The organism is Azospirillum sp. A23 (genome assembly GCF_042938965.1).
Taxonomy (GTDB): Bacteria; Pseudomonadota; Alphaproteobacteria; order Azospirillales; family Azospirillaceae; genus Azospirillum; species Azospirillum melinis.
This window is the reverse complement of record NZ_CP170666.1, coordinates 1,527,106-1,549,500: the sequence shown is the minus strand read 5'-3', so window position 1 is coordinate 1,549,500 and position 22,395 is coordinate 1,527,106. Positions and strand designations below refer to the sequence as shown.

Annotated in this window: 21 protein-coding genes and 1 tRNA gene; 9 read left to right on the top strand and 13 right to left on the bottom strand. The window is 66.2% G+C overall.

The window, feature by feature from the left end:
- Window positions 1-6: 6 nt before the first annotated feature.
- Both pxpB and ABNQ40_RS15765 read left to right on the top strand, forming a co-directional pair.
- Entirely contained in the window at window positions 7-726 is a 720-nt protein-coding gene (pxpB, locus tag ABNQ40_RS15770) for a 5-oxoprolinase subunit PxpB (protein WP_109049793.1), read from the top strand.
- Window positions 726-1,784, top strand: coding sequence for a biotin-dependent carboxyltransferase family protein (locus ABNQ40_RS15765; protein WP_109049792.1), 1,059 nt, complete (start codon window positions 726-728; stop codon window positions 1,782-1,784). Before pxpB ends, ABNQ40_RS15765 begins: the two co-directional genes overlap by 1 nt.
- Window positions 1,785-1,802: 18 nt before the next feature.
- Here ABNQ40_RS15765 and ABNQ40_RS15760 read toward each other — a convergent pair whose 3' ends face one another.
- Together ABNQ40_RS15760 and ABNQ40_RS15755 are read right to left on the bottom strand one after the other, a co-directional pair.
- Window positions 1,803-3,512: an ELWxxDGT repeat protein gene (locus ABNQ40_RS15760; RefSeq protein ID WP_158285582.1), complete on the bottom strand. Its 1,710-nt coding sequence runs from the start codon at window positions 3,510-3,512 to the stop codon at window positions 1,803-1,805.
- A 175-nt stretch (window positions 3,513-3,687) separates the two neighbouring features.
- Window positions 3,688-4,797, bottom strand: coding sequence for a diguanylate cyclase (locus tag ABNQ40_RS15755; protein WP_391347166.1), 1,110 nt, complete (start codon window positions 4,795-4,797; stop codon window positions 3,688-3,690).
- A gap of 503 nt (window positions 4,798-5,300) precedes the next feature.
- On the opposite strand from ABNQ40_RS15755, the gene ABNQ40_RS15750 reads away from it, so the two are divergent.
- From ABNQ40_RS15750 to ABNQ40_RS15735, 4 genes are all read left to right on the top strand, one after another.
- Complete coding sequence (locus ABNQ40_RS15750) at window positions 5,301-6,674, top strand: MFS transporter (protein WP_109049791.1); 1,374 nt, start codon at window positions 5,301-5,303, stop codon at window positions 6,672-6,674.
- Between the two features lie 175 nt (window positions 6,675-6,849).
- Window positions 6,850-8,373 carry a mannitol dehydrogenase family protein gene (locus ABNQ40_RS15745; protein ID WP_109049790.1) on the top strand — a complete coding sequence of 508 codons (1,524 nt, stop codon included), beginning with the start codon at window positions 6,850-6,852 and terminating at the stop codon, window positions 8,371-8,373.
- A gap of 50 nt (window positions 8,374-8,423) precedes the next feature.
- Window positions 8,424-9,614, top strand: coding sequence for a mannonate dehydratase (gene uxuA, locus ABNQ40_RS15740; protein ID WP_109049789.1), 1,191 nt, complete (start codon window positions 8,424-8,426; stop codon window positions 9,612-9,614).
- Window positions 9,615-9,809: 195 nt separating this feature from the next.
- A complete protein-coding gene (locus ABNQ40_RS15735) occupies window positions 9,810-9,989 on the top strand; it encodes a hypothetical protein (RefSeq protein ID WP_109049788.1) in 180 nt (59 codons plus the stop codon).
- A gap of 86 nt (window positions 9,990-10,075) precedes the next feature.
- Here ABNQ40_RS15735 and ABNQ40_RS15730 read toward each other — a convergent pair whose 3' ends face one another.
- The 3 genes from ABNQ40_RS15730 to ABNQ40_RS15720 form a co-directional block, all read right to left on the bottom strand.
- A complete protein-coding gene (locus tag ABNQ40_RS15730; protein ID WP_158285581.1) occupies window positions 10,076-11,191 on the bottom strand; it encodes a PDZ domain-containing protein in 1,116 nt (371 codons plus the stop codon).
- Window positions 11,192-11,969: 778 nt separating this feature from the next.
- Window positions 11,970-12,125: a hypothetical protein gene (locus ABNQ40_RS15725; protein ID WP_247879770.1), complete on the bottom strand. Its 156-nt coding sequence runs from the start codon at window positions 12,123-12,125 to the stop codon at window positions 11,970-11,972.
- Between the two features lie 6 nt (window positions 12,126-12,131).
- The gene (locus ABNQ40_RS15720) at window positions 12,132-12,290 is read right to left on the bottom strand and encodes a 3TM-type holin (protein ID WP_247880185.1); all 159 of its coding nucleotides are present in this window, start codon (window positions 12,288-12,290) and stop codon (window positions 12,132-12,134) included.
- A gap of 118 nt (window positions 12,291-12,408) precedes the next feature.
- Here ABNQ40_RS15720 and ABNQ40_RS15715 point away from each other — a divergent pair, with 118 nt between their 5' ends.
- On the top strand, window positions 12,409-12,567 hold the full coding sequence (locus ABNQ40_RS15715) for a hypothetical protein (protein ID WP_158285580.1): 159 nt from the start codon (window positions 12,409-12,411) through the stop codon (window positions 12,565-12,567).
- 133 nt (window positions 12,568-12,700) lie between these two features.
- Here the strand turns inward: ABNQ40_RS15715 and ABNQ40_RS15710 are convergent, their stop codons facing one another.
- The 4 genes from ABNQ40_RS15710 to ABNQ40_RS15695 all read right to left on the bottom strand — a co-directional run bounded on the left by ABNQ40_RS15710 (window position 12,701) and on the right by ABNQ40_RS15695 (window position 14,475).
- Entirely contained in the window at window positions 12,701-12,913 is a 213-nt protein-coding gene (locus tag ABNQ40_RS15710) for a hypothetical protein (RefSeq protein WP_109049784.1), read from the bottom strand.
- A 63-nt stretch (window positions 12,914-12,976) separates the two neighbouring features.
- Entirely contained in the window at window positions 12,977-13,204 is a 228-nt protein-coding gene (locus ABNQ40_RS15705; protein WP_109049783.1) for a hypothetical protein, read from the bottom strand.
- 133 nt (window positions 13,205-13,337) lie between these two features.
- Entirely contained in the window at window positions 13,338-13,493 is a 156-nt protein-coding gene (locus ABNQ40_RS15700; protein ID WP_158285579.1) for a hypothetical protein, read from the bottom strand.
- Window positions 13,494-13,590: 97 nt separating this feature from the next.
- A complete protein-coding gene (locus tag ABNQ40_RS15695) occupies window positions 13,591-14,475 on the bottom strand; it encodes a hypothetical protein (protein ID WP_146255486.1) in 885 nt (294 codons plus the stop codon).
- Between the two features lie 202 nt (window positions 14,476-14,677).
- Between ABNQ40_RS15695 and ABNQ40_RS15690 the strand changes: the two genes are divergently transcribed.
- Window positions 14,678-16,324 carry an ISL3 family transposase gene (locus tag ABNQ40_RS15690; RefSeq protein ID WP_109049782.1) on the top strand — a complete coding sequence of 549 codons (1,647 nt, stop codon included), beginning with the start codon at window positions 14,678-14,680 and terminating at the stop codon, window positions 16,322-16,324.
- Window positions 16,325-16,365: 41 nt separating this feature from the next.
- On the opposite strand, the gene ABNQ40_RS15685 is transcribed toward ABNQ40_RS15690, so the two are convergent.
- Both ABNQ40_RS15685 and ABNQ40_RS15680 read right to left on the bottom strand, forming a co-directional pair.
- A protein-coding gene (locus ABNQ40_RS15685) for an IS3 family transposase (protein WP_391347160.1) occupies window positions 16,366-17,546 on the bottom strand; the annotation gives its coding sequence in 2 pieces (ribosomal slippage) (window positions 16,366-17,255 and window positions 17,255-17,546; 1,182 coding nt in all).
- Window positions 17,547-18,076: 530 nt separating this feature from the next.
- Window positions 18,077-18,169, bottom strand: a tRNA-Ser gene (locus ABNQ40_RS15680).
- Window positions 18,170-18,451: 282 nt separating this feature from the next.
- On the opposite strand from ABNQ40_RS15680, the gene ABNQ40_RS15675 reads away from it, so the two are divergent.
- Window positions 18,452-18,688 carry a hypothetical protein gene (locus ABNQ40_RS15675; RefSeq protein ID WP_098737227.1) on the top strand — a complete coding sequence of 79 codons (237 nt, stop codon included), beginning with the start codon at window positions 18,452-18,454 and terminating at the stop codon, window positions 18,686-18,688.
- 49 nt (window positions 18,689-18,737) lie between these two features.
- Here the strand turns inward: ABNQ40_RS15675 and ABNQ40_RS15670 are convergent, their stop codons facing one another.
- Together ABNQ40_RS15670 and gatB are read right to left on the bottom strand one after the other, a co-directional pair.
- Entirely contained in the window at window positions 18,738-20,540 is a 1,803-nt protein-coding gene (locus tag ABNQ40_RS15670; protein ID WP_109049887.1) for a PAS domain-containing sensor histidine kinase, read from the bottom strand.
- Window positions 20,541-20,705: 165 nt separating this feature from the next.
- Entirely contained in the window at window positions 20,706-22,157 is a 1,452-nt protein-coding gene (gene gatB / locus ABNQ40_RS15665) for an Asp-tRNA(Asn)/Glu-tRNA(Gln) amidotransferase subunit GatB (RefSeq protein ID WP_109049886.1), read from the bottom strand.
- Between the last annotated feature and the right edge of the window lie 238 nt (window positions 22,158-22,395).

Sequence of the window (22,395 nt, the reverse complement as noted above, 5' to 3'; positions counted from 1 at the left end):
GGAAACGTGCAAGTCCGTTTCACCAGTGCCGGCGACACCGCCTTCAATGTCGAGTTCGGCGAGACCATCGACCGCGCGACCAACGCGCGCGTCATGGATTTGCACGCCCGGCTGAAAGCGGCTCCGCCGCCGGGACTGGTGGAGACGGTGCCGACCTTCCGCTCGCTGCTGGTGGTCTACGACCCGGTATCGACCGGGCGGCGGGAGATGCAGGCGGCGGTCGAGGCGGCACTGGCCGGCAGCGGCGCGACGCCGGCGGAGGGGCGGCTGTGGCGGCTGCCGGTCTGCTACGATCCCGACCTCAGCCCCGATCTGGCCGAACTGGCGGACCAGCTGGGCCTGACCGCGGAGCGGGTGGCGGCGTTGCATGGGTCGGTGGAGTATTTCGTCTACATGCTCGGCTTCATGCCGGGTTTCGGCTATATGGGCGACCTGCCGGCCGAACTGGACCGGCCGCGCCGGACCGAGCCGCGGGTGCGGGTTCCGGCCGGCTCCGTCGCCGTCGCCGGGCGGCTGACCACCGTCTATCCGTGGGAGAGCCCCGGCGGCTGGCACCTGATCGGCCGCTGCCCGGTGCCGCTCTATGACGGCGGCCGGCCCGATCCGGTGCTGCTGGCGGCCGGCGACCGGGTGCGCTTCGAGGCGGTGGACCGCGCGACCTTCGACGGCATCGCCGAGGCGGCATCCGCCGGGCGCTTCGACCCCGCCAGCCTGAGGGCGGCGTGATGGCCGCCTTCCTGACGGTGGTCCGGCCGGGCCTGTTCGCGACGGTCCAGGATTTGGGACGATTCGGCTTCCAGGAACTCGGCATGCCGGTGGCCGGCGCGCTCGACCCGGTGGCGCTGCGGCTGGCCAATGCGCTGGTCGGCAATCCGCAAGGGGCGGCCGGGCTGGAGATCGCCCTGCTCGGCCCTGCCCTGCGGGTGGATGCGCCGTCGGTCCGCATCGCCGCGGTCGGTCCGCTGGCGCTGACGCTGGAGCGCGACGGCGCCGCGGCGCAACCGCTGGAGCCCCACCGCAGCCACACCCTGCTTGCGGACGACGTGCTGCGGCTGGGGGCGGTGGACGGGGCGTCGGTCGCCTGTCTGGCGGTGGCCGGCAGCTTCGCGCTGGCACCGGTGATGGGCAGCCTGTCCACCTATGTGCGCGCCGGCATCGGCCCGCTGGGCGGACGGCCGCTGGCCGAGGGGGACCGGCTGCCGCTCACGCTGGACGCCGCCCCGGACGGCCCGGACGTGGAACTGCCGCAGCCGCCCGATTACGGCGCCGGGCCGCTGCGCGTCGTTCCGGGACCGCAGGAGGACCGCTTCACCGCGGCGGCGCTGGAGACCTTCCTGTCAGCGACCTACCGCGTCGGCAAGCAGGCCGACCGCATGGGGCTGCGGCTGGAGGGACCGGCGCTGGAGCATCGCGGCTCCGCCGACATTCCGTCGGACGGGCTGGTCACCGGCTCCATCCAGGTGCCGGGCAACGGGCAGCCGATCCTGCTGCTGAACGACCACCAGACGGCCGGCGGCTATGCCAAGATCGCCACGGTGATCTCCGCCGACTTGGCCCGTGCCGGCCGCCTGCGTCCCGGTGACAGCCTGTCCTTCAAACCTGTGACGGTCGAGGACGCCGAGGCGATCCGCCGTCGTCAGGAACAGGCCATCGCCGGCTGGATCCGCGCCATCCGCCCGGTGCGCCCGGCCGGCGGCATCGATCTGGAGGCGCTTTATGGGGAGAATCTGATCTCCGGCACCGTCGACATCGTCAATGGCGGCAGCGACCTGCCCCTGCTGTGAAGACGGCTGCCGGAAAAGTCAGACCCCGACGACCTGCACACTGCCGTTGGGCAGGCTGAAGGGCTGCGCACCAGCGAGTTCCGTCACCACCCCCCTGTCCACATCCAGGCGGAACAGGGCCGCTGCCTGGGTGGAATCGGTCGCGCTGAAATACAGGTTGCCGCCCGTGGCATCCAGACTGGTGGGCTGCGTCCAACTCGTGTGGTGGGCCTTGTCGGCGACCATCCGTGTGCCCGCCGCGGTGCCGTCGCTTCGCCACAGGGTGTCGCCATGCACGCCGTCATCGGCGGTGAAGAACAGCGTGTCGTCCACAACGGTGATGTTCGCGATGTTGGCGTCGGCGCGGCCGGGCGCGATGTCCTTGACCATCCGCGTTCCCAGTTCCGTCCCGTCCGACGTCCAGAGTTCGTAGCCGTTCTGCTCGCTCCCGGCAACGAAAGCGACCTGATCGTCGAAGGCGAAGAACTGCTTGGAGCGGGAAAAGCCCAGGGACGGGAAATCCTTGACCAGGACCGTGCCCGCCGGAGTGCCGTCGCTCTTCCACAGATCATCGCCCCGATTGAAGAACAGCGTATCTCCCGCCATGGCGAGAGACAGGGTGTGCCCGCTCTTCGGATCCTCTCCAAGCCCCTCCAGTAGCTTGACTGTCCCCGCCAGGGTTCCGTCGGACACCCACAGCTGGCTGTAGGAACCGGTGCCGTCCCAGCCCGTCAGGAACAGCCGGTGCTGCTGACCCTCTTCCCCGCCCGCCGTCAGATGACCGGGGAAGATGGGCAGCGGCACCGGCGGATCGAACCCTCCTGGAAAGAAGTCCTTCACCAGCACCGTTCCGGCCGCCGTTCCATCAGACCGCCACAGGGCTCGTCCATGCTCGCTGTCGGTGGCGGAGAAGAACAGCTCGTCCCCGACCGCCGTCAGATCGTAGGGATAGGAACCAGCCGGCTTGTCGGCGATGTCCTTCACCATATGGGTCCCGGCGGCGGTGCCGTCGCTGACCCACAGCTCCGTCGCATGCTGTCCGTCGTCGGCCTGGAAGTACAGCTTGCCGTCCAAGACGGTCAACGCCATCGGCCCGGAGCCCGCTGCACCCGGATGGATGTCGGCCACCATGCGGGTGCCGCCCGGCGTACCGTCCGTCATCCACAGCTCGCGGCCATGCACGCCGTCGTCGGCGCTGAAATAGGCATGCCCGTCCGCCTCGACCAAGCCCTGCGGATCCGATGAGGCGGTCCCCGGGGCGATGTCCCGCAGAAGGAAGGCCCGGCGCCCGTCCGTTCCCCACAGCTCGTCGCCATGACCGCTGTCGGAGGCCGCGAACACGGCGTCCGCCTTCGAACGGCTGGCCTTCAGCCGCAGATTGTCGGCCGTCAGATCGTCCCGTGACAGCCCCATCAGCTTGACCCCGTCGCGCGGTCCGAAATCGAGGACCAGCCCGTCGCTGTCCTGATGGGAATGGGCCAGCACATCCTCCAGGCTGCCGATCCCGCCCCAGCCGCGCAGATCCAGCAGATCGCCGCCCGGACCGCCCTGGAAGTCGCCGATGCAATCCCAGCCATCTCCGGGATCGAGGACAAAGCGGTCGCTGCCTGCGCCGCCTTCCATATAGTCGTTGCCACGATGGCCGACGATGGTGTCGTTGCCGCTCCCGCCGAACAGAAGGTCTCGATGCGCGCTGCCCGTGATCCGTCGGCCGGACGCGCCGTGCGCCTGCGCTTGATCCCATCCCATGATCGCTCCCTCCCTTGGGTGCCGACACGCCCGGCATCGGCAGGGAGAGATAATTCTACCTTATCGCTGGTGTGTTTCCCGGCACGTGCAGGCAGCCAGTGATCCATCGCGCCGTGTCGCTACCCCGGTCCGGTCCGGAACATCCCCGAACTATCCGAGCGAACGCGCAACTGCCTCACTCCGCAGCCGGCACCGGTTCCTTGACGACGGCCTCGTGCTGGCGGCAGACCCGGTCCCGGCCATCCTGCTTGGCCCGGTAGAGCGCCATGTCGGCCGCCTTGATCATGGCATCGGCACGGTCGGTGCCGGCGGAGAGGGTCGATACGCCGATGCTCGCCGTCACATGCAGGACCGCGCCGTCCTGCGCAATGGCGAGATCGCGGACGGCGCAGCGCAGGCGTTCGGCAAGCAGGGACGCCCCGTCGATCGGCGCGTTGGGAAGCAGGATGGCGAATTCCTCGCCACCGAAGCGCGCGACGAGATCGCTCTGCCGCACGCTGCGCTGGAGCAGGCGGCTGAGCGCCACCAGCACCGCGTCGCCGGCATCATGCCCGCGGCTGTCGTTCACCGCCTTGAAATGGTCGATGTCCAGCATCAGCAGCGACACCGGCGTCTCGTGGCGCAGCGCGCCGGCAACGATGCGGTCGATGGCGGCGAAAAAGGCCCGTCGGTTCGCCAGACCGGTCAGCGGGTCGCTCAGCGCCGCGTCGCGCAGCATCTTTTCCGTATCGACGCGGCGGCGTTCGCGCCCCAGCATCGTGCCCAGCATCAGGATGCCTCCCACCGTGAACAGCGCCATGGGGAGCCCGCCATCGACAAAGGCCGGCAGCGCCACCTCCCAGGGCAGCACGAAGATGCTGAGCGGGTGGAGTGCGGCGACCGGAGCCAGGATGAACAGCGGCCTCGCGGTCCGCCAGCCCGGCACGGGAACCAACCAGCGCACCAGCAGCCCCGCGGCGCCGACCCCGAGAATCCCGACCACGCCCGGCATCATGCCGGCGCCACCGACCGTCATGCGGCCGGCCGTCACCAGTCCGGCGGCCAGGACAGCAGCCAAAGGACCGCCGAAGAGGGCAGCGAGCGCCACCGGCACCGCCTTGACGTCCAGATAGACCCCCGGAAGGATGGGGACCGCTTGCAGCATGGCCGCCACGCCGCCGGCACCGAACATCAAGCCCAGGCAAAGCTGGCGCAGCCGGGGCCGATCTCCCAGGCGGTACAAGACTGTCCCGTAGATCAGGGTCATCAGCGCCAGCAGCCCGACGCCACCGGCAAGTGCGGTCACAATCGTTCCCGTGGCGCTGGGTTCCTCCACCTGCGGCCCTTCCCTGTAGTCTGCGGTTGTGGTCTATGCGGCCATTGAAATTCCGCCGATCATCCTTTTACGAAGCTCCTGAGACAGTACATTGGCGTTTGTCCCAAATGCCGTCCAGCCCAATCGAATATACCAAGGTAGGACTGGATTCGGTCGGCCCTCGCCTGACGATATGCCGCAGATGGTGAGGTTGACCAACGAGGGTCGGCGCAACTACCATACCAGCAACTGGAATGGTAGTATGCGACGCCATGAACGGTTCCCAAGCGGCACCGCTCCCGACGATGGCCTGACTGATCCAGGAAACAGTTCTGAAACGTGCGACCGCCGCCGGACGACGCTGTGGGGCTGCCGAATGACCGGCTCCCGCGCGAAGCCATCCGGCGCGCCCAGGCGATGAAGGCTCGATGCCTTATGGGGGCCGGTGTGCGAACACCGGGCGGCGGCGTGCGTCCTGGCTGGAGACGCCTATCATGAGCGAACAGATCATTGCCGACGCCGGCCCCGGCCAGTCGGCGGAACCGGCCCATAGGGCCGGCGGCATCGGCCAAGCGGCAGGCAAAGCGGCGGTCACGGTGAGCAAGGCCATCGGCCGCTACCGCTGGACCATCTGCGGCCTGCTCTTCTTCTCGACCACCATCAACTATATGGACCGTCAGGTCCTGGGCCTGCTGAAGTCCACGCTGATGGGCGACATGGGCTGGACCGAGTCCGACTTCGGCGACATCGTCGCCGCCTTCTCGCTGGCCTATGCCTTCGGCTACATCGGCTGCGGCCGGCTGATGGACAAGATCGGCATCCGCATCGGCCTGCCGGCGGCGGTCGCCGGCTGGAGCTTCTTCGCCTGCGTCCATGCCTTCATGGGCAGCGTCTTCGGCTTCAAGATGGCCCGCGCCGGCCTCGGCCTGACCGAGGGGGGCAACTTCCCGGCCTCGATCAAGGCGGTGTCGGAGTGGTTCCCGGCCAAGGAACGGGCGCTCGCCACCGGCATCTTCAACGCAGGCTCCAACGTCGGCGCCGTCGTCGCACCGGTCCTGGTGCCGATCCTGCTGGTCGCCTATGGCTGGCAGGCCGCCTTCCTGGTCACCGGCGGCATCGGCTTCTTCTGGGTCATCGCCTGGCTGCTGATCTACCGCAAGCCGGAAGACCATCCGAAGCTGACGGCGGAGGAGCTGGCCTATATCCGCAGCGACCCGGTGCTGCCGCAGGAGAACATTCCCTGGATCAAGCTGCTGAGCTACCGCGGCACCTGGGCGAACATCGTCGGCACCTGCTTCTCGGCTCCGGTGTGGTGGTTCTACCTGAACTGGGTCCCCGGCTTCCTGAACAAGCAGTATGGCGTGAACCTGTTCGGGGCGATGCTGCCGCTGATCATCATCTATACCATGGCCGATTTCGGCAGCGTCGGCGGCGGCTGGTTCTCCTCGCACCTGATCAAGCGCGGCGTGAAGCCCCTGCGCGCCCGCAAGCTGACCTTCCTGGTCTGCGGCCTGTGCGTCCTGCCGGTGTTCTTCGCCTCCACCGTGTCCAGCATGTGGGTCGCCGTTCTGCTGATCGGCATCGCCGCCTCCGCCCACCAGGGCTATTCGGCCAATGTCTACACCATCGTTTCCGACACCATGCCGCGCAACGCGGTGGGTTCGGTGGTCGGCATCGGCGGCTTCTGCGCCTATTTCGTCGGCATGTTCGTCTCGATGGGCGTCGGCCGCCTGCTGGATGCGACCAACGGCAACTATCAGGTGCTGTTCGGCATCGCCTCGGTCCTCTACCTCGTCGGTCTGGCGATCATGCACTTCATCCTGCCGAAGACCGGGTCGGGCATGACCCCGGCCGGGATCGAGGTCTGATCTCCGCGCCCACTCCGTCCCGACACTCCGGGGCGCCCCGCCCCGGAGTCCACAATCGACCACCACCACTTCACCAGAATGACGGTGCACCGGCCCACCCGCACTGCCGCACACCCCCCTCCGGGGCGGCAGCAGACAGGGAGACCGCAGCGACCGCCGCGACCCGGAGCCCATCATGCCCGACGCGAACACCGCCCTGCTGGCGGCCCGTCCTTCACAAACCCGCCTTTCCACCGCCACCCTCGACCGCCTGGCCCCGGGCGTCGAGCGCCCGGCCTACGACCGTGCCGCGGTGACGCCGGGCATCGTCCATATCGGCCTCGGCGCCTTCTGCCGCGCCCATCTCGCCACCTACACCGACGATGTTCTGGCGGCCGGTGAGAAGAGCTGGGGCATCGTCGGCGTCGATCCGCTGTCGCCGGCGATCCGCGACGCGCTGAAACCGCAGGACTGCCTCTACACCCTGCTGGTGCGCGAGGAGAACCGCGACCGGCTGCGCGTCATGGGATCCTTCCTCGACGCCATGGCCACCGCCGACCAGCTGGACGAGGTTCTGGCGCTGATGGCGAAGCCGGAGATCCGCATCGTCACCCTGACGGTGACCGAGAAGGGCTATTGCCAGGACGCCGCCACCGGCGCGCTGGACGAGACGCATCCGCTGATCCTCGCCGACCTCGCCGATCCCGCGAAACCGCGCAGCGTGCCGGGTCTGCTGGCGGAGGCGATCCGCCGCCGCCGCGCCGCCGGGGTGGCGCCCTTTACCGTGCTGGTCTGCGACAACCTCGCCCAGAACGGCATCAAGGTGCGCGGCATCGTCGTCCGCTACGCCGAACTGTGCGATCCGGACCTCGCCGCCTACATCGCGGAACAGGTCGGCTTCCCCTGCACCATGGTCGACCGCATCACCCCCGCCACCCAGGACGCCGACCGCGCCACAGTGGAGGAGGCGACCGGCTGCGTCGATGCGTGGCCGGTGGTGAGCGAACCCTTCAAGCAATGGGTGATCGAGGACCGCTTCCCGCTCGGCCGCCCGGCCTGGGAAAAGGCCGGCGCCATCATGGTCGACGACGTCCACCCGTTCGAACTGATGAAGCTGCGCTGCCTGAACGGCGCCCATTCGCTGCTGGCCTACCTGTCGGTGATCGCCGGCCTCGAGACCATCGCCGGTGCGATGGCCGATCCGCAGCTGCCGGCCGTCGTGCGGCGCCTGTGGGCGGAGGATCTGATCCCCACCCTGCCCCCGGTGCCGGGCACCGATATCCCCGCCTACACCGCGGCGCTGGAGGCACGCTTCCGCAACCCCGGCATCCGCCATCGCACGATCCAGATCTCCTCCGACGGTTCGCAGAAGCTGCCGCCGCGTCTGCTGGAACCGGCACGCGAGCTGTTCGCCGCCGGCAAGGCGCCGAGGGTGATCCCGCTGGCCGTCGCCGCCTGGATGCGCTTCCTGCTGCAAAAGGACGAGGCCGGCACCGCCTATGCAGTCGCCGATCCGATGGCGGCACTGCTGACCGGCATCGCCGGCGCCCATGGCACCGATGCCGGCGCCCTGGCGGCGGCACTGTTCGCCGTGGAGGACATCTTCGACCCCGAACTGGTCGCGGAGGACGCCTTCCGCAGCGCGGTCGTCCGTCATCTCGACAGCCTGATGCGCGTCGGCGTCACCAAGACGCTGACCGGCTTCCTCGCGACCCCCTGACCAAAACGGCGGCTTCCGCCCACTGTACCCCTCTTCGAAAGGACATCATCATGCAGGAAACCTGGCGCTGGTTCGGCCCGGACGATCCCGTCACCCTGGAGAAGGCCCGTCAGGCCGGTGCCACCGGCATCGTCACCGCGCTGCATCACATGAACCAGGGCAGCGTCTGGACGCCCGAGGAAATCCAGAAGCGCCGCGCCATGATCGAGGCCGCCGGCCTGACCTGGGACGTGGTGGAAAGCATCGGCGTCGGCGAGGAGATCAAGACCCGCACCGGCGACTTCCAGACCAAGATCGACAATTACAAGCAATCGATCCGCAATGTGGCGCGGGCCGGTATCCCGGTGATCTGCTACAATTTCATGGTCATCACCGACTGGAGCCGCACCAACCTGATGCACCGGCTGCCGAACGGCGGCTATGCCCTGCGCTACGACAGCGTCGATTTCGCCGCCTACGACCTGTTCGTGCTGAAGCGCCGCAATGCGGAGGCCAGCTACGACCCCGCCCATGTCGCCGCCGCCAAGGCGCGGTTCGAGGCGATGACGGCGGAACAGGTGGCGGAGTTGGAGCGCAACCTGATCGACTGGCTGCCGGCCCGCGACTTCGCCTATGACCGCGACAGCTTCCGCGGCATGCTGGAGCTGTACCAGGAGATCGGCGTCGAGGATCTGCGCGCCAACCTGATCGCGTTCCTGCGCGAGATCACGCCGGTCGCCGAGGAAGAGGGGGTGCGGCTGTGCATCCACCCCGACGACCCGTCCTTCCCCATCTTCGGCCTGCCGCGGGTGATGTCGACCGCGGAGGATGTGCGGGCGCTGTTCGACGCCGTGCCGCAGGAGGCCTGCGGGCTGACCCTGTGCACGGGGTCATTCGGCTCCAACCCGAAGAACGATCTGGTGGCGATGGCGAAGGAGTTCGCCCCGCGCATTCACTTCGTCCATCTGCGCAACACCACGCACGAGCCGGACGGCTCATTCTATGAGGCCGATCACCTCGGCGGCGACACCGACCTGATCGGCGTGGCCGCGGCGATCATCGACGAGGAGGCCCGCCGCCGGCAGGCCGGCCGCGCCGACGCCCAAATCCCGATGCGTCCCGACCACGGCCATCTGCTGGGCGACGACATCGGCCAGACGATGAATCCCGGCTATTCCTTCGTCGGGCGGCTGAAGGGTCTGGCCGAACTGCGCGGCGTGATGCGCACCATCGAGGCCTTCCGCGACAAGCGGGTGGCCTGACCGGCGGTTGGACCGACGGCGGGCTCCCCCTCCAGTGCGGGGAGGGGGAACCCGCCTCCGTCCAGCGTTTTCCTTGTCACCCCTCTTGAGAGACCCTGCGGCGGTACCGACGAATCGCAACTCGGCATTGGTCAGGTCGGAGACGATCCGGGACGGCGGCTGTTGGAGTCAGGCAACCGAACACCGGAGACCCTGATGAGCGACAAGCCAACCCAGAACCAGCCCGTCGAGGGCGAGGTCAACAAGCAGGCGCCAAAGACCCCGTCGACCGGCCCGGAGAAGGCACCGAATGGGAACGGTATGAAGCGTCCCGACTCAGAGACGGCGAGCGACCGCGAAGGGCAAACGCGGGAACCGGGATACGACGAAGCATAAGGATGAAACGGGAATGACCCAAGCCGGGTTTCCCGAAAGCCATCCGGCGGAGCGTTCAGGCCGGCGGCGCTCTCCTCCGTTCCGTCTCACGGCGTCGGCGGCGACCAAGCCAGTTCCGTCAGCGGCCTGCTCTGGCTGAGGGATCCGTACAGCTGCGCACCCTCCTCGCGTTCCGTCCGGCACAGCAGCATCAGAACCTCCGAGTCAGCGTTGACCGAGCTGCATGCGGTCGAATCCCGATTGCAGGTCGGCCGCATCTGCGGGGCCAGCCACCTGCCGGGTTGAGCCTTCTGTGCCGCCAGCAGGAAGGCCGCCATGACCTTGGCGCTCTCCGCCTCGCTGCCAGTGTTGCGCACCGTGAACAGCGGCGAGCGCACGCCGCCGGCAGGGGTGCCCGAGGTCATCAGCTGCGCCATGCAGAAGCGCTCGCGGAGCGGGGCGGCCATTGTTGGGGCCGGCGCATCGGCATGGACGGCGCCCGCCGGCAGCGCCTGGGTGTTGCTGGAAACCGGCCCCACGGCCAGCTCGTGCAATTCGCGGCCACGCCACAGTTTCACAAGCACGCTCTGCCCATCCGGTACCAGGCCCAACACCCGGCGTATCTGCATCGGATCGCCCATCGCCACGCCACGGACCTCGAGAATCACGTCGCCCGGCCGGATGCCCGATACATCGGCCGCTTGGCCCGGCATCAGTTCCACCACCAACAAGCCGCGCGGAGCCTCCAGCCCCACGGCCTGCGCCAGTTGGGCCGTCACCGGGGCCACTGACATTCCCACCCTGCCCTGCGGTTCGTTCGCCGATACCGTCGCCGATCCGGGCGGCGTGCCGACCGCCGTTCCGCCCAAGCCCATTGACCCGGCGGTGGTGCCCGGAGCCAAATCGGACCTCGCTCCCGCCGCCGCACCCGAACCGGAAGTTGGACAGCGCTGTTCCGTCATGACCTGGCGCAAGGCCTGGATGTTGACCGACATCGATTGGCGGTACTCCGGCGGCGTCGATGACAGGCTTTCGGTGTTCGTTTGCAGCAGCATCGCCAGCGCCTGACAGCTCGTTCCGCGATAGTATGACGCCGTCTCCGCCACCTGGGACGCCTGCAACGGCGCGCCAGCCGCGCCCGCGGCACCTATCGCCAGCCCGACCGGATCGACCGCACAGCCCGACAGCATCCCCGTCCCCGAAACCACCACAAGCGCTGCCATCCATGTCGAGACTGCTGTGCGAACGTTCTGCATCGAATCGCCTCCGCCGTGCATTCACCAAAGGGCTTCCCGCTGGATCTGCGACCCGGCAGGCCTCTCCCAGGATGAGCCGGCCACCCCACCCATTGCGGGTTGCAGTGTGCCCGCTCGAAATCGGTAATAAAAGTGGCGAAAGGCGCGAGTCGCTTTCCCTCCCCCATTTCAAGGCCAGCGCCCCGCCGGACTCACAGAGTCTGTGATGCCGCAGCATCAAGGCCGGAACGGTCACTGTCATCAACATGGGTGAACGTCAGAGCAAGAGCCTTGCAGAATGGTTGGGACATCCAGGCGTAGTTTTCAATGGCATCGGACAACGCAACGCAAGTGGCGCGCCAGACCGAAAGCGGTCCACAAAGGCACGCGTGTCGGCGCAGAACAACTCATCACATATTCACTTCACATTCTGAAATGATGCTGAGGGTGGAATTGGCCTGCGACATGATATGCGGTATCCCCGAAGCCAATGGAGGCTGCCCCTATCGATGGGCATAATTGCTTTGCATCCAATGGGGCATCCATGAACAGAAACTGGCACGAAGTCCATCCCATGCCCGCGAAGGCGACCCGACAGCAGCGCGTCGAATGGCACTTGGAACACTCCCAGGCTTGCGGATGTCGGCCGCCTCCGGCCTCGCTCCTTGACGACATCCACGATCTCAAGGAAAGGCGCCATCGACCGGCCGAAGAAGGTGCCACCTGATCACAGCGGTGGGATCACCGCGCCACTCCTTTGACCTTCTCAAAGGTTCGATAGGCCTCCCAGCCCCAGCACCGGCACCAACAGGCTCATCAGCGTGTCGGTATCGCCCTGCAACATGGGCATGCTGGGCGACCAGATCGACAGCGCCCATCCCATGAGCGGATAGCCGACAGTCTTGACCAGCAGGCCGAGCACGCAGACCTAGCCGACGGCCGGTCGCCAGCCGCTGACGAACAGCGACGGGTTGGCGGCCTCCGCGGCGTTCACCTGGAGCTGCGAGGTGTCGCCGGTCTGGAGCATGGCGACCATCTGCGCATTGGCCGCCGCGGTGGCTTTCGCCTTGGCGTCGGGGTCCGGAATCTTGTCGATCAGGTCGGCGATGACGGGGGTCAGAGCGGTAATGAGCGGGATGGCGCGCTAGCGGGGAAGAATTCGGATGGTGGTTGTTGGACTCGGACAACCGACACTGGAGAGCGTCATGAGCGACAAACCCACCGAAGACCAGCCCGTGCAGGGCGAGGCCAACAAGCAGGCGCCGGAGACGCCATCGACTGGGAACGACTCAAAACCGACCATCTCAGATAAGCCGAGTGACCGCGAAGGGCAGATGCGGGAGCCGGGATACGACGCGGCGTAAGAGCCAAAACGGCCGAAGGATCAAGCCTGTATGAACTCGGCCAACCGGTTGAACCAGCCGGCGGTATTCAGCGCGTCGTCCTCAGTCCGAACACGCCTCCTGGCGCGACCGGTGATGATCTGTCCGTAGAACGTTAATGGCTAAAGAACCAAATGAGAAGACGCAGTCCAAACACGAGAATGCCGCTGACGACGATCCCCATTAGGGCATCTGCAGCCTCCATATCGGAACCGGAGCAGATCATATAGCCGATCAGAACCAATCCAATCAGAAGGCCGATGAAGAACCACCGGAGGAGGCGGTTCTCAAGCAGGATGTCCCAGAGGGCTTCCATCAAATCGGCCACGGAATTGTCCCCACCAGTGATCGACGAAGCGTAGCTGACGGCGCAGGACCGGTCAAACCCGCCTCACACCTCCATGAACTCGGCCAACCGGTTCAGCCACCCGGCGGCGTTCAGCGCGTCGCCTTCCTTCCGCCCGCGCTTCCGAGCATCCCCGGTGATGATCTGCCCATAGAAGCGCATCCGCTGGGCAAAGACCGAGCGCCACAGCCCGGCCGCGTCAGCACCGTTGACCGCATCTTGCAACCATGTCCCGGCGCGGGCCGGGCCGTGGTTGACGCCCGAGTCGATCACCAGGGCGCGCAGGGCAGCGTCGGCGATGCCGGCGAAACCCGGCTCCTCATGTACCGGGCGCGGTAGATCGCACGCACCTCGGCCTCGTCCAGGGCGGCGACGTCGGCCGCTATGACTGGGCGCTTCCGCCAGCTCACCAGCGTCGTAAGGTGCTACCGCCCTTCGTCGGCCCGCCTCGGTCGCTGGACCGGCCGGTGTAGCGGGGCCAGCCTTCCCGGCAGAGGATGTTGTCGATGATGGTCTCGGTGGGGTCGCGCAGGGTCGCCGCGCCGATGGGCGTGGTGGTCATGGTTCAAACTCCAGGCATGAAAAAGGCCGCCCAACGCATGCGGGGCGGCCGGATGGCGCAGAAGATGACGGGTAGAGCTTAGGCGGAAGGCTGGCTTTCACCTACCCCGTAGCGGGTAAGGGCAGAGAAGACTTTGCGGGACAGTACCGCCTTGTAGGCAGGGGACCTCACCTCTGTCCTGACCGAGCGCCGCGCCAGTGACATGCATCACCTCAATGCGACGCGGCCGGGGACCGGGCGTAACGAAAATACCACGGTCCTTATCCCAGATCGGCGTCTGCGCGGTGCATATCCAGTTGAGCTCCGGGGGAAGCCGGGCGGCCTGCAACTGCTTGCGATGCAAAAGCCGATTAAGAGTTACTTGATCACAATTAAGTGCATTTGCGCGCAGCATTACGTCGCTCATTTCCTGCCGCCACAACTCCCACAGAGGGCTGTTTGCGCGAGCGGAAAAAACGCCAGCGTTGAGGATCGGCAGCACGCCCAAAACCTGCGCCCTCTCCGTTCCATAGGCCCTTTCATAGATTGTGTAATGACTGCTGCGGGTTGCATTTCCTAGATCGTACAAATAATCGTACAGGTGATGTACTTCGGGAGTGATTGAAATGTCGGCTGATCTGGCGGCGGCAATATAAGTGGAAATCACGTCATCGCCTTGAAGCCATGTATCCGCATCCAACCACATATAATAGTCGTAACCGGGGAGAACCACCGGCAGGAATGGGCGCACAACCAAGCATTTCATGTGTTGCGGAAGTTTGGCGCCAACATCTTCAGTTATAAAGGGAAATCCCCAGCCAACGTCAGAAACGGTTACACCAGCATCTCGTAGCATCTTCTTCTGAGACTCGCTCAACCCAGCATCAAGTGCCACAACATCATATTTGCGCGTTTCATCGAAGTGCTTGATCGAGCGAACCAAACTCCACAGAAGATCGAAATACTTCCTGTCAGATCCGGTTATCAGCGCCACTTTTTCCATCAGACTGCCCGCCGTTTCTCGTAGAAAGATGCGAGCATGAGCCCGCACATTGCGATTTCCTAACGCAGGTGGTGGCCCCCGTCCACCTTCGCCCACAAGCGAGATCCTGATCTTGCCCCGGTTGGGTGGCTCTTGCGCACTTTGCGTGGATGGTCCGGGTTGCGGTGGCGAGCAGACCGGGGATTGCCCACATGGAAGGAGCATGCAAAAGTTCTCTTTCCTTCCGGGCTGCCGCGTGCTTCAGATCGAGCGCGGCAGCCGCGGCTCCCTTGTCATTCTCGTAGATAGTCGCCGAGGCAGTGCCCGTTGCCCGCACTGTGGCGCCGTCAGCCGCGTGGTTCACAGCCGGTACCGGCGATCTCCTGCCGACCTCCCGGCCTTCGGGCATGAACTCCGTGTTGCCTTGCTGGTCCGGCGGTTCTATTGCCGGCAAGCGACCTGCCCCAAACGCACGTTCGCCGAGCGCTTTGCAGGCGCTGTGGCCCCTTACGCCCGACGCACCCGTCGGCTGGCCAAGGCACTGGGCCGGGTCGGGATCGCTCTCGGTGGCGCTGCGGGGGCGCGGCTCGCCCGCGGGCTTGGGATGCCAGTCAGCAGGGACACCCTGCTACGCGTTATCCGGGCATTGCCCTTGCCGGCCGTTGAACCGCCACGCGTCGTCGGCGTGGATGATTGGGCGCTGCGCAAAGGGCGGACCTATGGCACCATCCTGGTCGATCTGGAACGTCGTCGTGTCCTCGACCTTCTGGCTGATCGATCCGCCAACACCGTTGCGGGCTGGTTGCGCGACCACCCCGGCATCGCCGTGGTGGCGCGGGATCGCTCCACCGAATACTCTCGTGCCGCCACCAACGGCGCTGGTCAAGCGACCCAGGTTGCCGACCGATGGCACCTGCTCGCCAATACCCGCCAGATGCTTGAACGCTGGCTCTTCGCCGTCCATGGTCGCCTTCGCCGGTTGCCGCCGGTTCACACCGACGCGTCGGCCATCGCACCCCGACGCACCCGAGCCTTCTCGCGCCCGCGTGCCGAGAGAGTGGCGAGCGTTGCAAGCCACGAGCGGTGGCTGGCCGTCTACAAAGAGGTCCGGTGCCGCCATGCCGCCGGCGAGACGCTGCTGGGCATTGCCCGGTCGATGGGCTTGGCGCGGGGAACGGTCCGTAAGTACGTGCAAGCGCAGAGCTTTCCGGAACGTGCATTGAGGGCTCCGGGGCCGAGCGCGTTGGATCCCTTCATCCCGCATTTGGCGGCGCGTGTGGCCGCCGGCTGCGAGAATGGAATGGAACTGTGGCGTGAGGTTCGTACGCTGGGCTACGCCGGCCGGGCAAAAGCGGTGCATCTTTGGCTGCAACAACACCGAAGCGTCCCGGCGAAGACGACGCCCCACCGTTGGCGCAAGGAGACGCCAACCCCATCAGGCGGCCCACCAGCCCTCTTGTCGCCCAAGCGTTTGGCCTGGGCTCTGGTAAAGCCGGCCGAAGCGCGCAACGACGAGGAGGCCGCGGCCGTTGCCCAGGCCGAGCAAGATGCCGAAACAGAAACAGTGGCCGGCCTCGCGCGCCGCTTTACGGCACTCGTGCGTGCGGCCGGCCGAACCGCGGAAAGCGACCATGCCGCCGCCGGACTGGAGGCTTGGCTCACCGAGGCAGGTTCCTGCGGCGTCACCGCGGTTCAGACGTTTGCTGCCGGTTTGGAGCAGGATGGCGCTGCAGTTCGAGCGGCACTCACATTGCCATGGAGCAGCGGGCAGGCTGAGGGGCAGATCAACCGCCTCAAACTGCTCAAGCGTCAGATGTACGGCAGAGCCAGCCTGGATCTGCTCCGGAGACGAACCCTCCTGGCGGCGTGATCCACGCAAAGTGCGCAAGAGCCGGTTGGGTGGACACGGGTTCACGCAGATCTTAGCTCGGCCTGTTCGGGGGTGATGTATCCGATGGCCGAGTGGGCGCGTTGGCGATTGTAGTAGGTTTCGATGTAGGCGAACACCTCCCGGCGGGCCTGGTCGCGGGTTTCGAACCGAGTGCGGTGCACCAACTCGACCTTGAGGGTGTGGAAGAAGCTCTCCATGGGAGCATTGTCATAGCAGCAGCCCTTGCGCGACATGGACTGCCGCATGCCGGCCGCCTGCAACAGGTCGCGGTCGTCCCGGGAGGCATACTGACTGCCGCGATCGGAATGCTGGATGAGACCCACCGGCGGCCGTTGGCGCTGGATGGCCATGACCAGGGCCGAAGTGGTGAGTTCGGCGCGCATATGGTCGCGCATCGCCCAGCCAACGATCTTCCGGGTCGCCAAGTCGAGGACAGCCGCCAGATACAGCCAGCCTTCAGCGGTGGGCAGGTAGGTAATGTCGGCAAGCCAGACCCGGTTGGGCTCGGCCACCTGGAAGGCTTGGCCCAGCAGATCGGGAGCGACCGGCAGGCCATGGCGGCTGTCGGTCGTGACGGGCCGGAACCGGCGTGCGGCTGCGCCCCGGATGCCGTGCCGGCGCATCAGACGCGCCACCCGGCCCCGGCTGGCGGCGACGCCCTCCGCGCGGAGGGCTGCATGCACGCGCGGGCTGCTATAGCGTCCATGGTGGCGACCATGGACGCGTCGGACCTCGACCAGAAGCTGTCGGTTGGCGGCGGCCCGCTGGCTTTCCGGCCGCCCACGCCACGCGTAGTAACCGCTGGCCGACACCCCGAGCACCGTGCACATGAGACGGACTGCGAACTCGTCCCGGTGGTCCTCGATGAAGCGGAACCTCATCTCGGCGCTTCCGAGAAGATGCTGATTGCCTTTTTTAAAATGTCGCGTTCCTGCCGGGCGCGCTCCAACTCGCGTCGCAGCCGCGCGATCTCCGCCGTCTGCTCGTCCGGCTTGGCCGGTATGGCGGTGCCGGATACGGCAGGGGCACCGGATCGTGAGCGCGGCGGGTGGCCTTGGGCCACCCGCCGCCAGTTCCGCAGCACCGAGGCCTGCAGGCCTAACTCCCGCGCCACATGCTCCAGCGGCCGGCCGCTCCCTTCCAGCAGGGCAACGGCCTCACGCTTGAACTCATCCGTGAAGGAACGCCTCGTCTTCGTCATCAGACACCTTCCCGCTCCACTCGGAGCTTAGCTGTGGTGTCCACCGAACCCGGGGCAAGATCACGCGTTACTATACCAAAACCGAGGACGTCGCTATGGCGGCGTGACTCAACACAAATGGCCTCCGAGAAACCCGGAGCGGTTCACAGAACGGTCTCACGGCTGATGGGTGTTCCCGGTTGCTCACGGGTGCCATAGGCGCGGCGGGAGATACCAAGAACGTCGGCGACTTCAGCTTGGATCCAACCCATGCGGCCACGCCAAGCCTTCAGATCCTCTGTGGTCCAAGTGGGAAACTCTGGGGTGCCTTGCATCGTCAATTCCCTGCCGTACAAAGCATCAAGCTTCTACAGGATGGGAATGGAGGCAACAGGCCATCATCCTCAATCGGATTTAGGGTAGTCTAGCGGCCATGTATCGTGTGTGATACCGTGCGCCACCAACGTGTACCACAAACGTGTGTAATCGCGTTGGTCGGAGGGCGTTAAAAAGCTAGGAAGACCAATGCTTTAGGCCGCACCCAAATGCGGTGGCGGAGGGGATGGGATTCGAACCCACGATAGGGCTTTAAACCCTATGACGGTTTAGCAAACCGTTGCCTTCAGCCACTCGGCCACCCCTCCAGCCAGTGCGGTTTCCCGTGGGTCACCGCTGGCGTGGGGAGGGTTCTAACGGCCGGCCGTACCCTTGTCAACGCTTACAAAGCCGCAAATCCGCTTTTCCTGAAAATCTTTGGAAAGGGACAAATCTGTATAAAATTTTAGGTACTTTTTAACGGAAGGCGCTTATGATGCCACCATGAGCAATAAAAAGCCCGGGCGCCGAACGACTCGGTCGTGTGGGGGCTGATCCCGACAAAGCCCCGCCGATCAGTGACGCCGCACCCCGTCGCCGTGGAGGATGCCATGACCCTGTCACGCCGTTGCGCCGAAACACTGATCGACCTCGTCGAGATCAAGCTGAGCTGCCTGGAAATCACCGACCGCGAAGACCAGCGCGAGAAGGAACTGCTCCAGCGCTGCGTGCAGGAGCTGACCGCCGAGCTGCGCGGCGAGAACGGCGCGCTCGCCAACTTCGCGGCGCCGAAGCGTCGCGGCCGGCGGCCCAAGCATCTGCAATTCCACGAACTTCACGTTGCCTGACCGAACCTGCGCCCGATCGGCCATCCTGCCGCGGGGCTGCGCCACGGGTTCAGCCCAGGGCCGGCTCCGCTGCCACGGCCGGCAGCATCGCCGGGGCTTCGCGGGGCAGCTGGATGGTGAAGCGGGTTCCCTGCCCCGGCCAGGACTGGACGGACACGCTGCCGCCCAGCGGGCCGGTGACGGTGTTGAAGACGATGTGCAGCCCCAGGCCGGAGCCGCCCTGTCCGCGCTTGGTGGTGAAGAAGGGGTCGAAGACTTTCGACAGATGCTCCGGCGCGATGCCGGCGCCGTCGTCGATGAAATCGATCCGGACCCGCTCCGCCCCATCCGCCTGCGCCGTGATCCTGATCGTGCCGGCCGGCCTCTCGACCAGGCGGTCGCCGCCCCGATCGCCGCCTCGATCCCCATCGCCATAGGCATGCACGACGGCGTTGATGACCAGATTGGTCAGCACCTGCCCCAGCGCGCCGGGAAAGCTGTCCATCGTCAGTTCGTCGTCGCACTCCACCGCCACCCGCAGATTGGTGCGCTTCAGCCGCGGACGCAGCGAGAACAGCAGCTCCTGGATATAGCCGCCCAGTTCGAACACCCGCCGGTCGCCGGAGGACTGGTCGACCGCCACCTGCTTGAAGCTCTGCACCAGTGACGCGGCGCGGTCGATGTTGGCCATCAGCAGGCGGCTGCTCTCGCTCAGCCCATCCAGGAACTCCAGGAATTCCGACCGGCGCAGCGCGTTGCCGGTGAAGCGGTCCCGCAGGACCTGCGCCTGTTCGCCGATGTGGCTGGCGGCGGTCAGGCCGATGCCGATGGGCGTGTTGATCTCGTGCGCCACCCCCGCCACCAGCTGGCCGAGCGAGGCCATGGTCTCGGCCTGGATCAGGCTCTCCTGCGCCTCCCGCAGGTCGGCCAGAGCCTGTTCGGCCTCTTCCCTGGCCTGGATCATCGCCGACTCGGCGGCCTTGCGGTCGGTGATGTCGTAGAGCCAGGTCAGCAGCGCCGCTTCACCGTCGAGTTCGATGCTGTTCCACGAGGACAGGACCCAGACGACGCTGCCGTCCGGTCTGCGGAACCGGATCTCGGCATTGCGGAAGGCGCCCTCCCGGTCGAATCGGGCGATCAGCGCCTCGCGGTCGGCGGGTTCGGCATAGAGATCGGCCACCGGGGTGCGCATCAGGTCCGAACGGTCACGGCCCATCAGCCGCACGGACTGGGCATTGCAGAACAGCCAGCGGCCGTCGCGCGTGGTGACGTTCACCGCGATGGGAGCCGCCTCCATGATCTTCAGCAGCCGTTCCTCACTGGCCCGCAGCCGCTCCTCCTGCCGGCGGGCCTCGGTGATGTCGGTCATGATGCCGGCATAACGCACCGCCCGCCCGGTGTCGTCGCGAAAGGCGCGGCCCTTGGCGGCGATCCACACCCAGCCGCCCCCCTCGTGCCGCAGACGGTAACTGTAGGCGTAGGCCGAGGTCTCGCCGGCCAGATGCGAGGCGATGTGGGCCAGAACCCGTTCGCGGTCTTCCGCGTGCAGCCGCCTTTCCCAGAAATCGGGCGGCATCGCCGGGCGCGTGCGATAGCCCAGCATGCGCGGGAAGGTGTCCGACCACCAGCAGGTGCCGGCCACCAGATCGGCATCCCAGACCGCGGCCCCGGTGGCCTCCAGCGCCATCTCCAGCCGCTCGCCGATGTCCGGTTCGTGGAGGGCATGCGCCGGCCGGGTGCCGGCAGGATTGGCGGGGTGTGGCGACGACGGATGGCGGGCCGCCCGGCGACCGGCATACCGGCCCAGCAGCACCCCGAGCAGACCGCCGACAGCACCAGCCGCCAGCGCCATCATCACCGGCTCCGCCGCCATGGTTCCTCCACCGTTTCCAGCACTGTGACGGCGGAAACCGGGAAAATTCAACTGCGGCTTTACCGTAACGGCGGGTGGCACCCAAGAAAAAAGCCCCTCCGCCGAACGGAGAGGCTTTCTTTCGGGCAAGACGGCGATTTCCGTCCGCCGACAGGGACAGGCAGATTAGCCTTTCAGTTTCTTCATCAGGATTTCGTTGACCATCGCCGGGTTGGCCTTGCCCTGGGTCGCCTTCATCACCTGACCGACGAAGAAGCCGAACAGCTTGTCCTTGCCGCTGCGGAACTCCGCCACCTTGTCGGGGTTGGCGGCCAGCACGGCGTCGATGGAGCCTTCGATGGCACTGGTGTCGGTGACCTGACGCAGCCCCTTCTTCTCGACGATGTCGGCGGCCTTCTCGCCGGTTTCGAACATCGTCTCGAACACTTCCTTGGCGATGCGACCAGAAATGGTGTTGTCGGCGATCAGGTCGATCAGGCCGCCGAGGTTTTCGGCGGACACCGGGCTTTCCTCGATCTCCTTGCCGGCCTTGTTCAGATAGCCGAACAGCTCGCCGGTGACCCAGTTGGAGGCCAGCTTCGGATCGCGGCCCTTGGCGACCGCCTCGAAATAGTCGGCCTTCGGCTTCTCCGAAACTAGCACGCCGGCGTCATAGACCGACAGCTTGTAGTCTTCGATGAAACGGGTCTTCTTGTCGTCCGGCAGCTCGGGCAGCGTCTTCTTGATGTCCTCCACCCACACCGCCTCGAGTTCGAGCGGCAGCAGGTCGGGGTCGGGGAAATAGCGGTAATCGTGCGCCTCTTCCTTCGACCGCATGGAGCGGGTCACGAACTTGGTCGTGTCCCACAGCCGGGTCTCCTGGTCGATCTTGCCGCCGTCCTCGATGATCTCGATCTGGCGGCGCGCCTCATACTCGATGGCCTGCATGACGAAGCGGATCGAGTTGACGTTCTTGATCTCGCAGCGGGTGCCGAAGGCGTCGCCCGGCTTGCGCACCGACACGTTGACGTCGCAGCGCATGGAGCCTTCCTCCATGTTGCCGTCGCAGGTGCCGAGATAGCGCAGGATGGAGCGCAGCTTGCGCACATAGGCGCCCGCCTCCTCCGAGGAACGCATGTCGGGTTCCGACACGATCTCCATCAGCGCCACACCCGACCGGTTCAGGTCGATGTAGGTCTTGGACGGGTGCTGGTCGTGCAGCGACTTGCCGGCGTCCTGTTCCAGATGCAGGCGCGTGACGCCGACGGTGCGGCTGGTGCCGTCCGGCAGGTCGAGCACGATCTCGCCCTTGCCGACGATGGGCTGCAGGAACTGGCTGATCTGATAGCCCTGCGGCAGGTCGGCATAGAAGTAGTTCTTGCGGTCGAAGACCGAGTGCAGGTTGATCTCGGCCTTCAGGCCCAGACCGGTGCGCACTGCCTGTTCGACGGCATATTCGTTGATGACGGGCAGCATGCCGGGGAACGCGGCGTCGACGAAGCTGACCTGGCTGTTCGGCGCGGACCCGAATTCGGTGGCGGAGCCGGAAAACAGCTTCGCGTTCGAAATCACCTGGGCATGGACCTCAAGCCCGATCACGACTTCCCAATCGCCCGTTTCACCCTGGATGTACGACATCGTTCCGCTCTTCGACGTTCACGGCACGGGACGGGACGGGCATCGCCCTGATGAGGACGCCCCGGCCATACCCTTGGAATCCTGTTTCTTCTAACGCCCTTTGCGTTCGCGCGCACGCTTTATCGCGCCGCATCCGCTCCGCCCCCATTCCTACCCCCATCCCTACCTCCATTGTGTGGCCCGCCACAGACATGCCGTTAACACTCGGGCAAGCTTTGACCGCCACGCTGGGTGGGTC

What these genes read in the sequence shown, in the direction of transcription:
- ABNQ40_RS15765 (WP_109049792.1), top strand. Translation starts at nt 726, where the DNA reads ATGGCCGCCTTCCTGACGGTGGTCCGGCCGGGCCTGTTCGCGACGGTC.
- ABNQ40_RS15760 (WP_158285582.1), bottom strand. Translation starts at nt 3,512, where the DNA reads ATGGGATGGGATCAAGCGCAGGCGCACGGCGCGTCCGGCCGACGGATC.
- ABNQ40_RS15750 (WP_109049791.1), top strand. Translation starts at nt 5,301, where the DNA reads ATGAGCGAACAGATCATTGCCGACGCCGGCCCCGGCCAGTCGGCGGAA.
- ABNQ40_RS15745 (WP_109049790.1), top strand. Translation starts at nt 6,850, where the DNA reads ATGCCCGACGCGAACACCGCCCTGCTGGCGGCCCGTCCTTCACAAACC.
- uxuA (WP_109049789.1), top strand. Translation starts at nt 8,424, where the DNA reads ATGCAGGAAACCTGGCGCTGGTTCGGCCCGGACGATCCCGTCACCCTG.
- ABNQ40_RS15735 (WP_109049788.1), top strand. Translation starts at nt 9,810, where the DNA reads ATGAGCGACAAGCCAACCCAGAACCAGCCCGTCGAGGGCGAGGTCAAC.
- ABNQ40_RS15730 (WP_158285581.1), bottom strand. Translation starts at nt 11,191, where the DNA reads ATGGCAGCGCTTGTGGTGGTTTCGGGGACGGGGATGCTGTCGGGCTGT.
- ABNQ40_RS15715 (WP_158285580.1), top strand. Translation starts at nt 12,409, where the DNA reads ATGAGCGACAAACCCACCGAAGACCAGCCCGTGCAGGGCGAGGCCAAC.
- ABNQ40_RS15700 (WP_158285579.1), bottom strand. Translation starts at nt 13,493, where the DNA reads ATGACCACCACGCCCATCGGCGCGGCGACCCTGCGCGACCCCACCGAG.
- ABNQ40_RS15695 (WP_146255486.1), bottom strand. Translation starts at nt 14,475, where the DNA reads ATGGAAAAAGTGGCGCTGATAACCGGATCTGACAGGAAGTATTTCGAT.
- ABNQ40_RS15690 (WP_109049782.1), top strand. Translation starts at nt 14,678, where the DNA reads ATGCAAAAGTTCTCTTTCCTTCCGGGCTGCCGCGTGCTTCAGATCGAG.
- ABNQ40_RS15675 (WP_098737227.1), top strand. Translation starts at nt 18,452, where the DNA reads ATGACCCTGTCACGCCGTTGCGCCGAAACACTGATCGACCTCGTCGAG.
- ABNQ40_RS15670 (WP_109049887.1), bottom strand. Translation starts at nt 20,540, where the DNA reads ATGGCGGCGGAGCCGGTGATGATGGCGCTGGCGGCTGGTGCTGTCGGC.
- gatB (WP_109049886.1), bottom strand. Translation starts at nt 22,157, where the DNA reads ATGTCGTACATCCAGGGTGAAACGGGCGATTGGGAAGTCGTGATCGGG.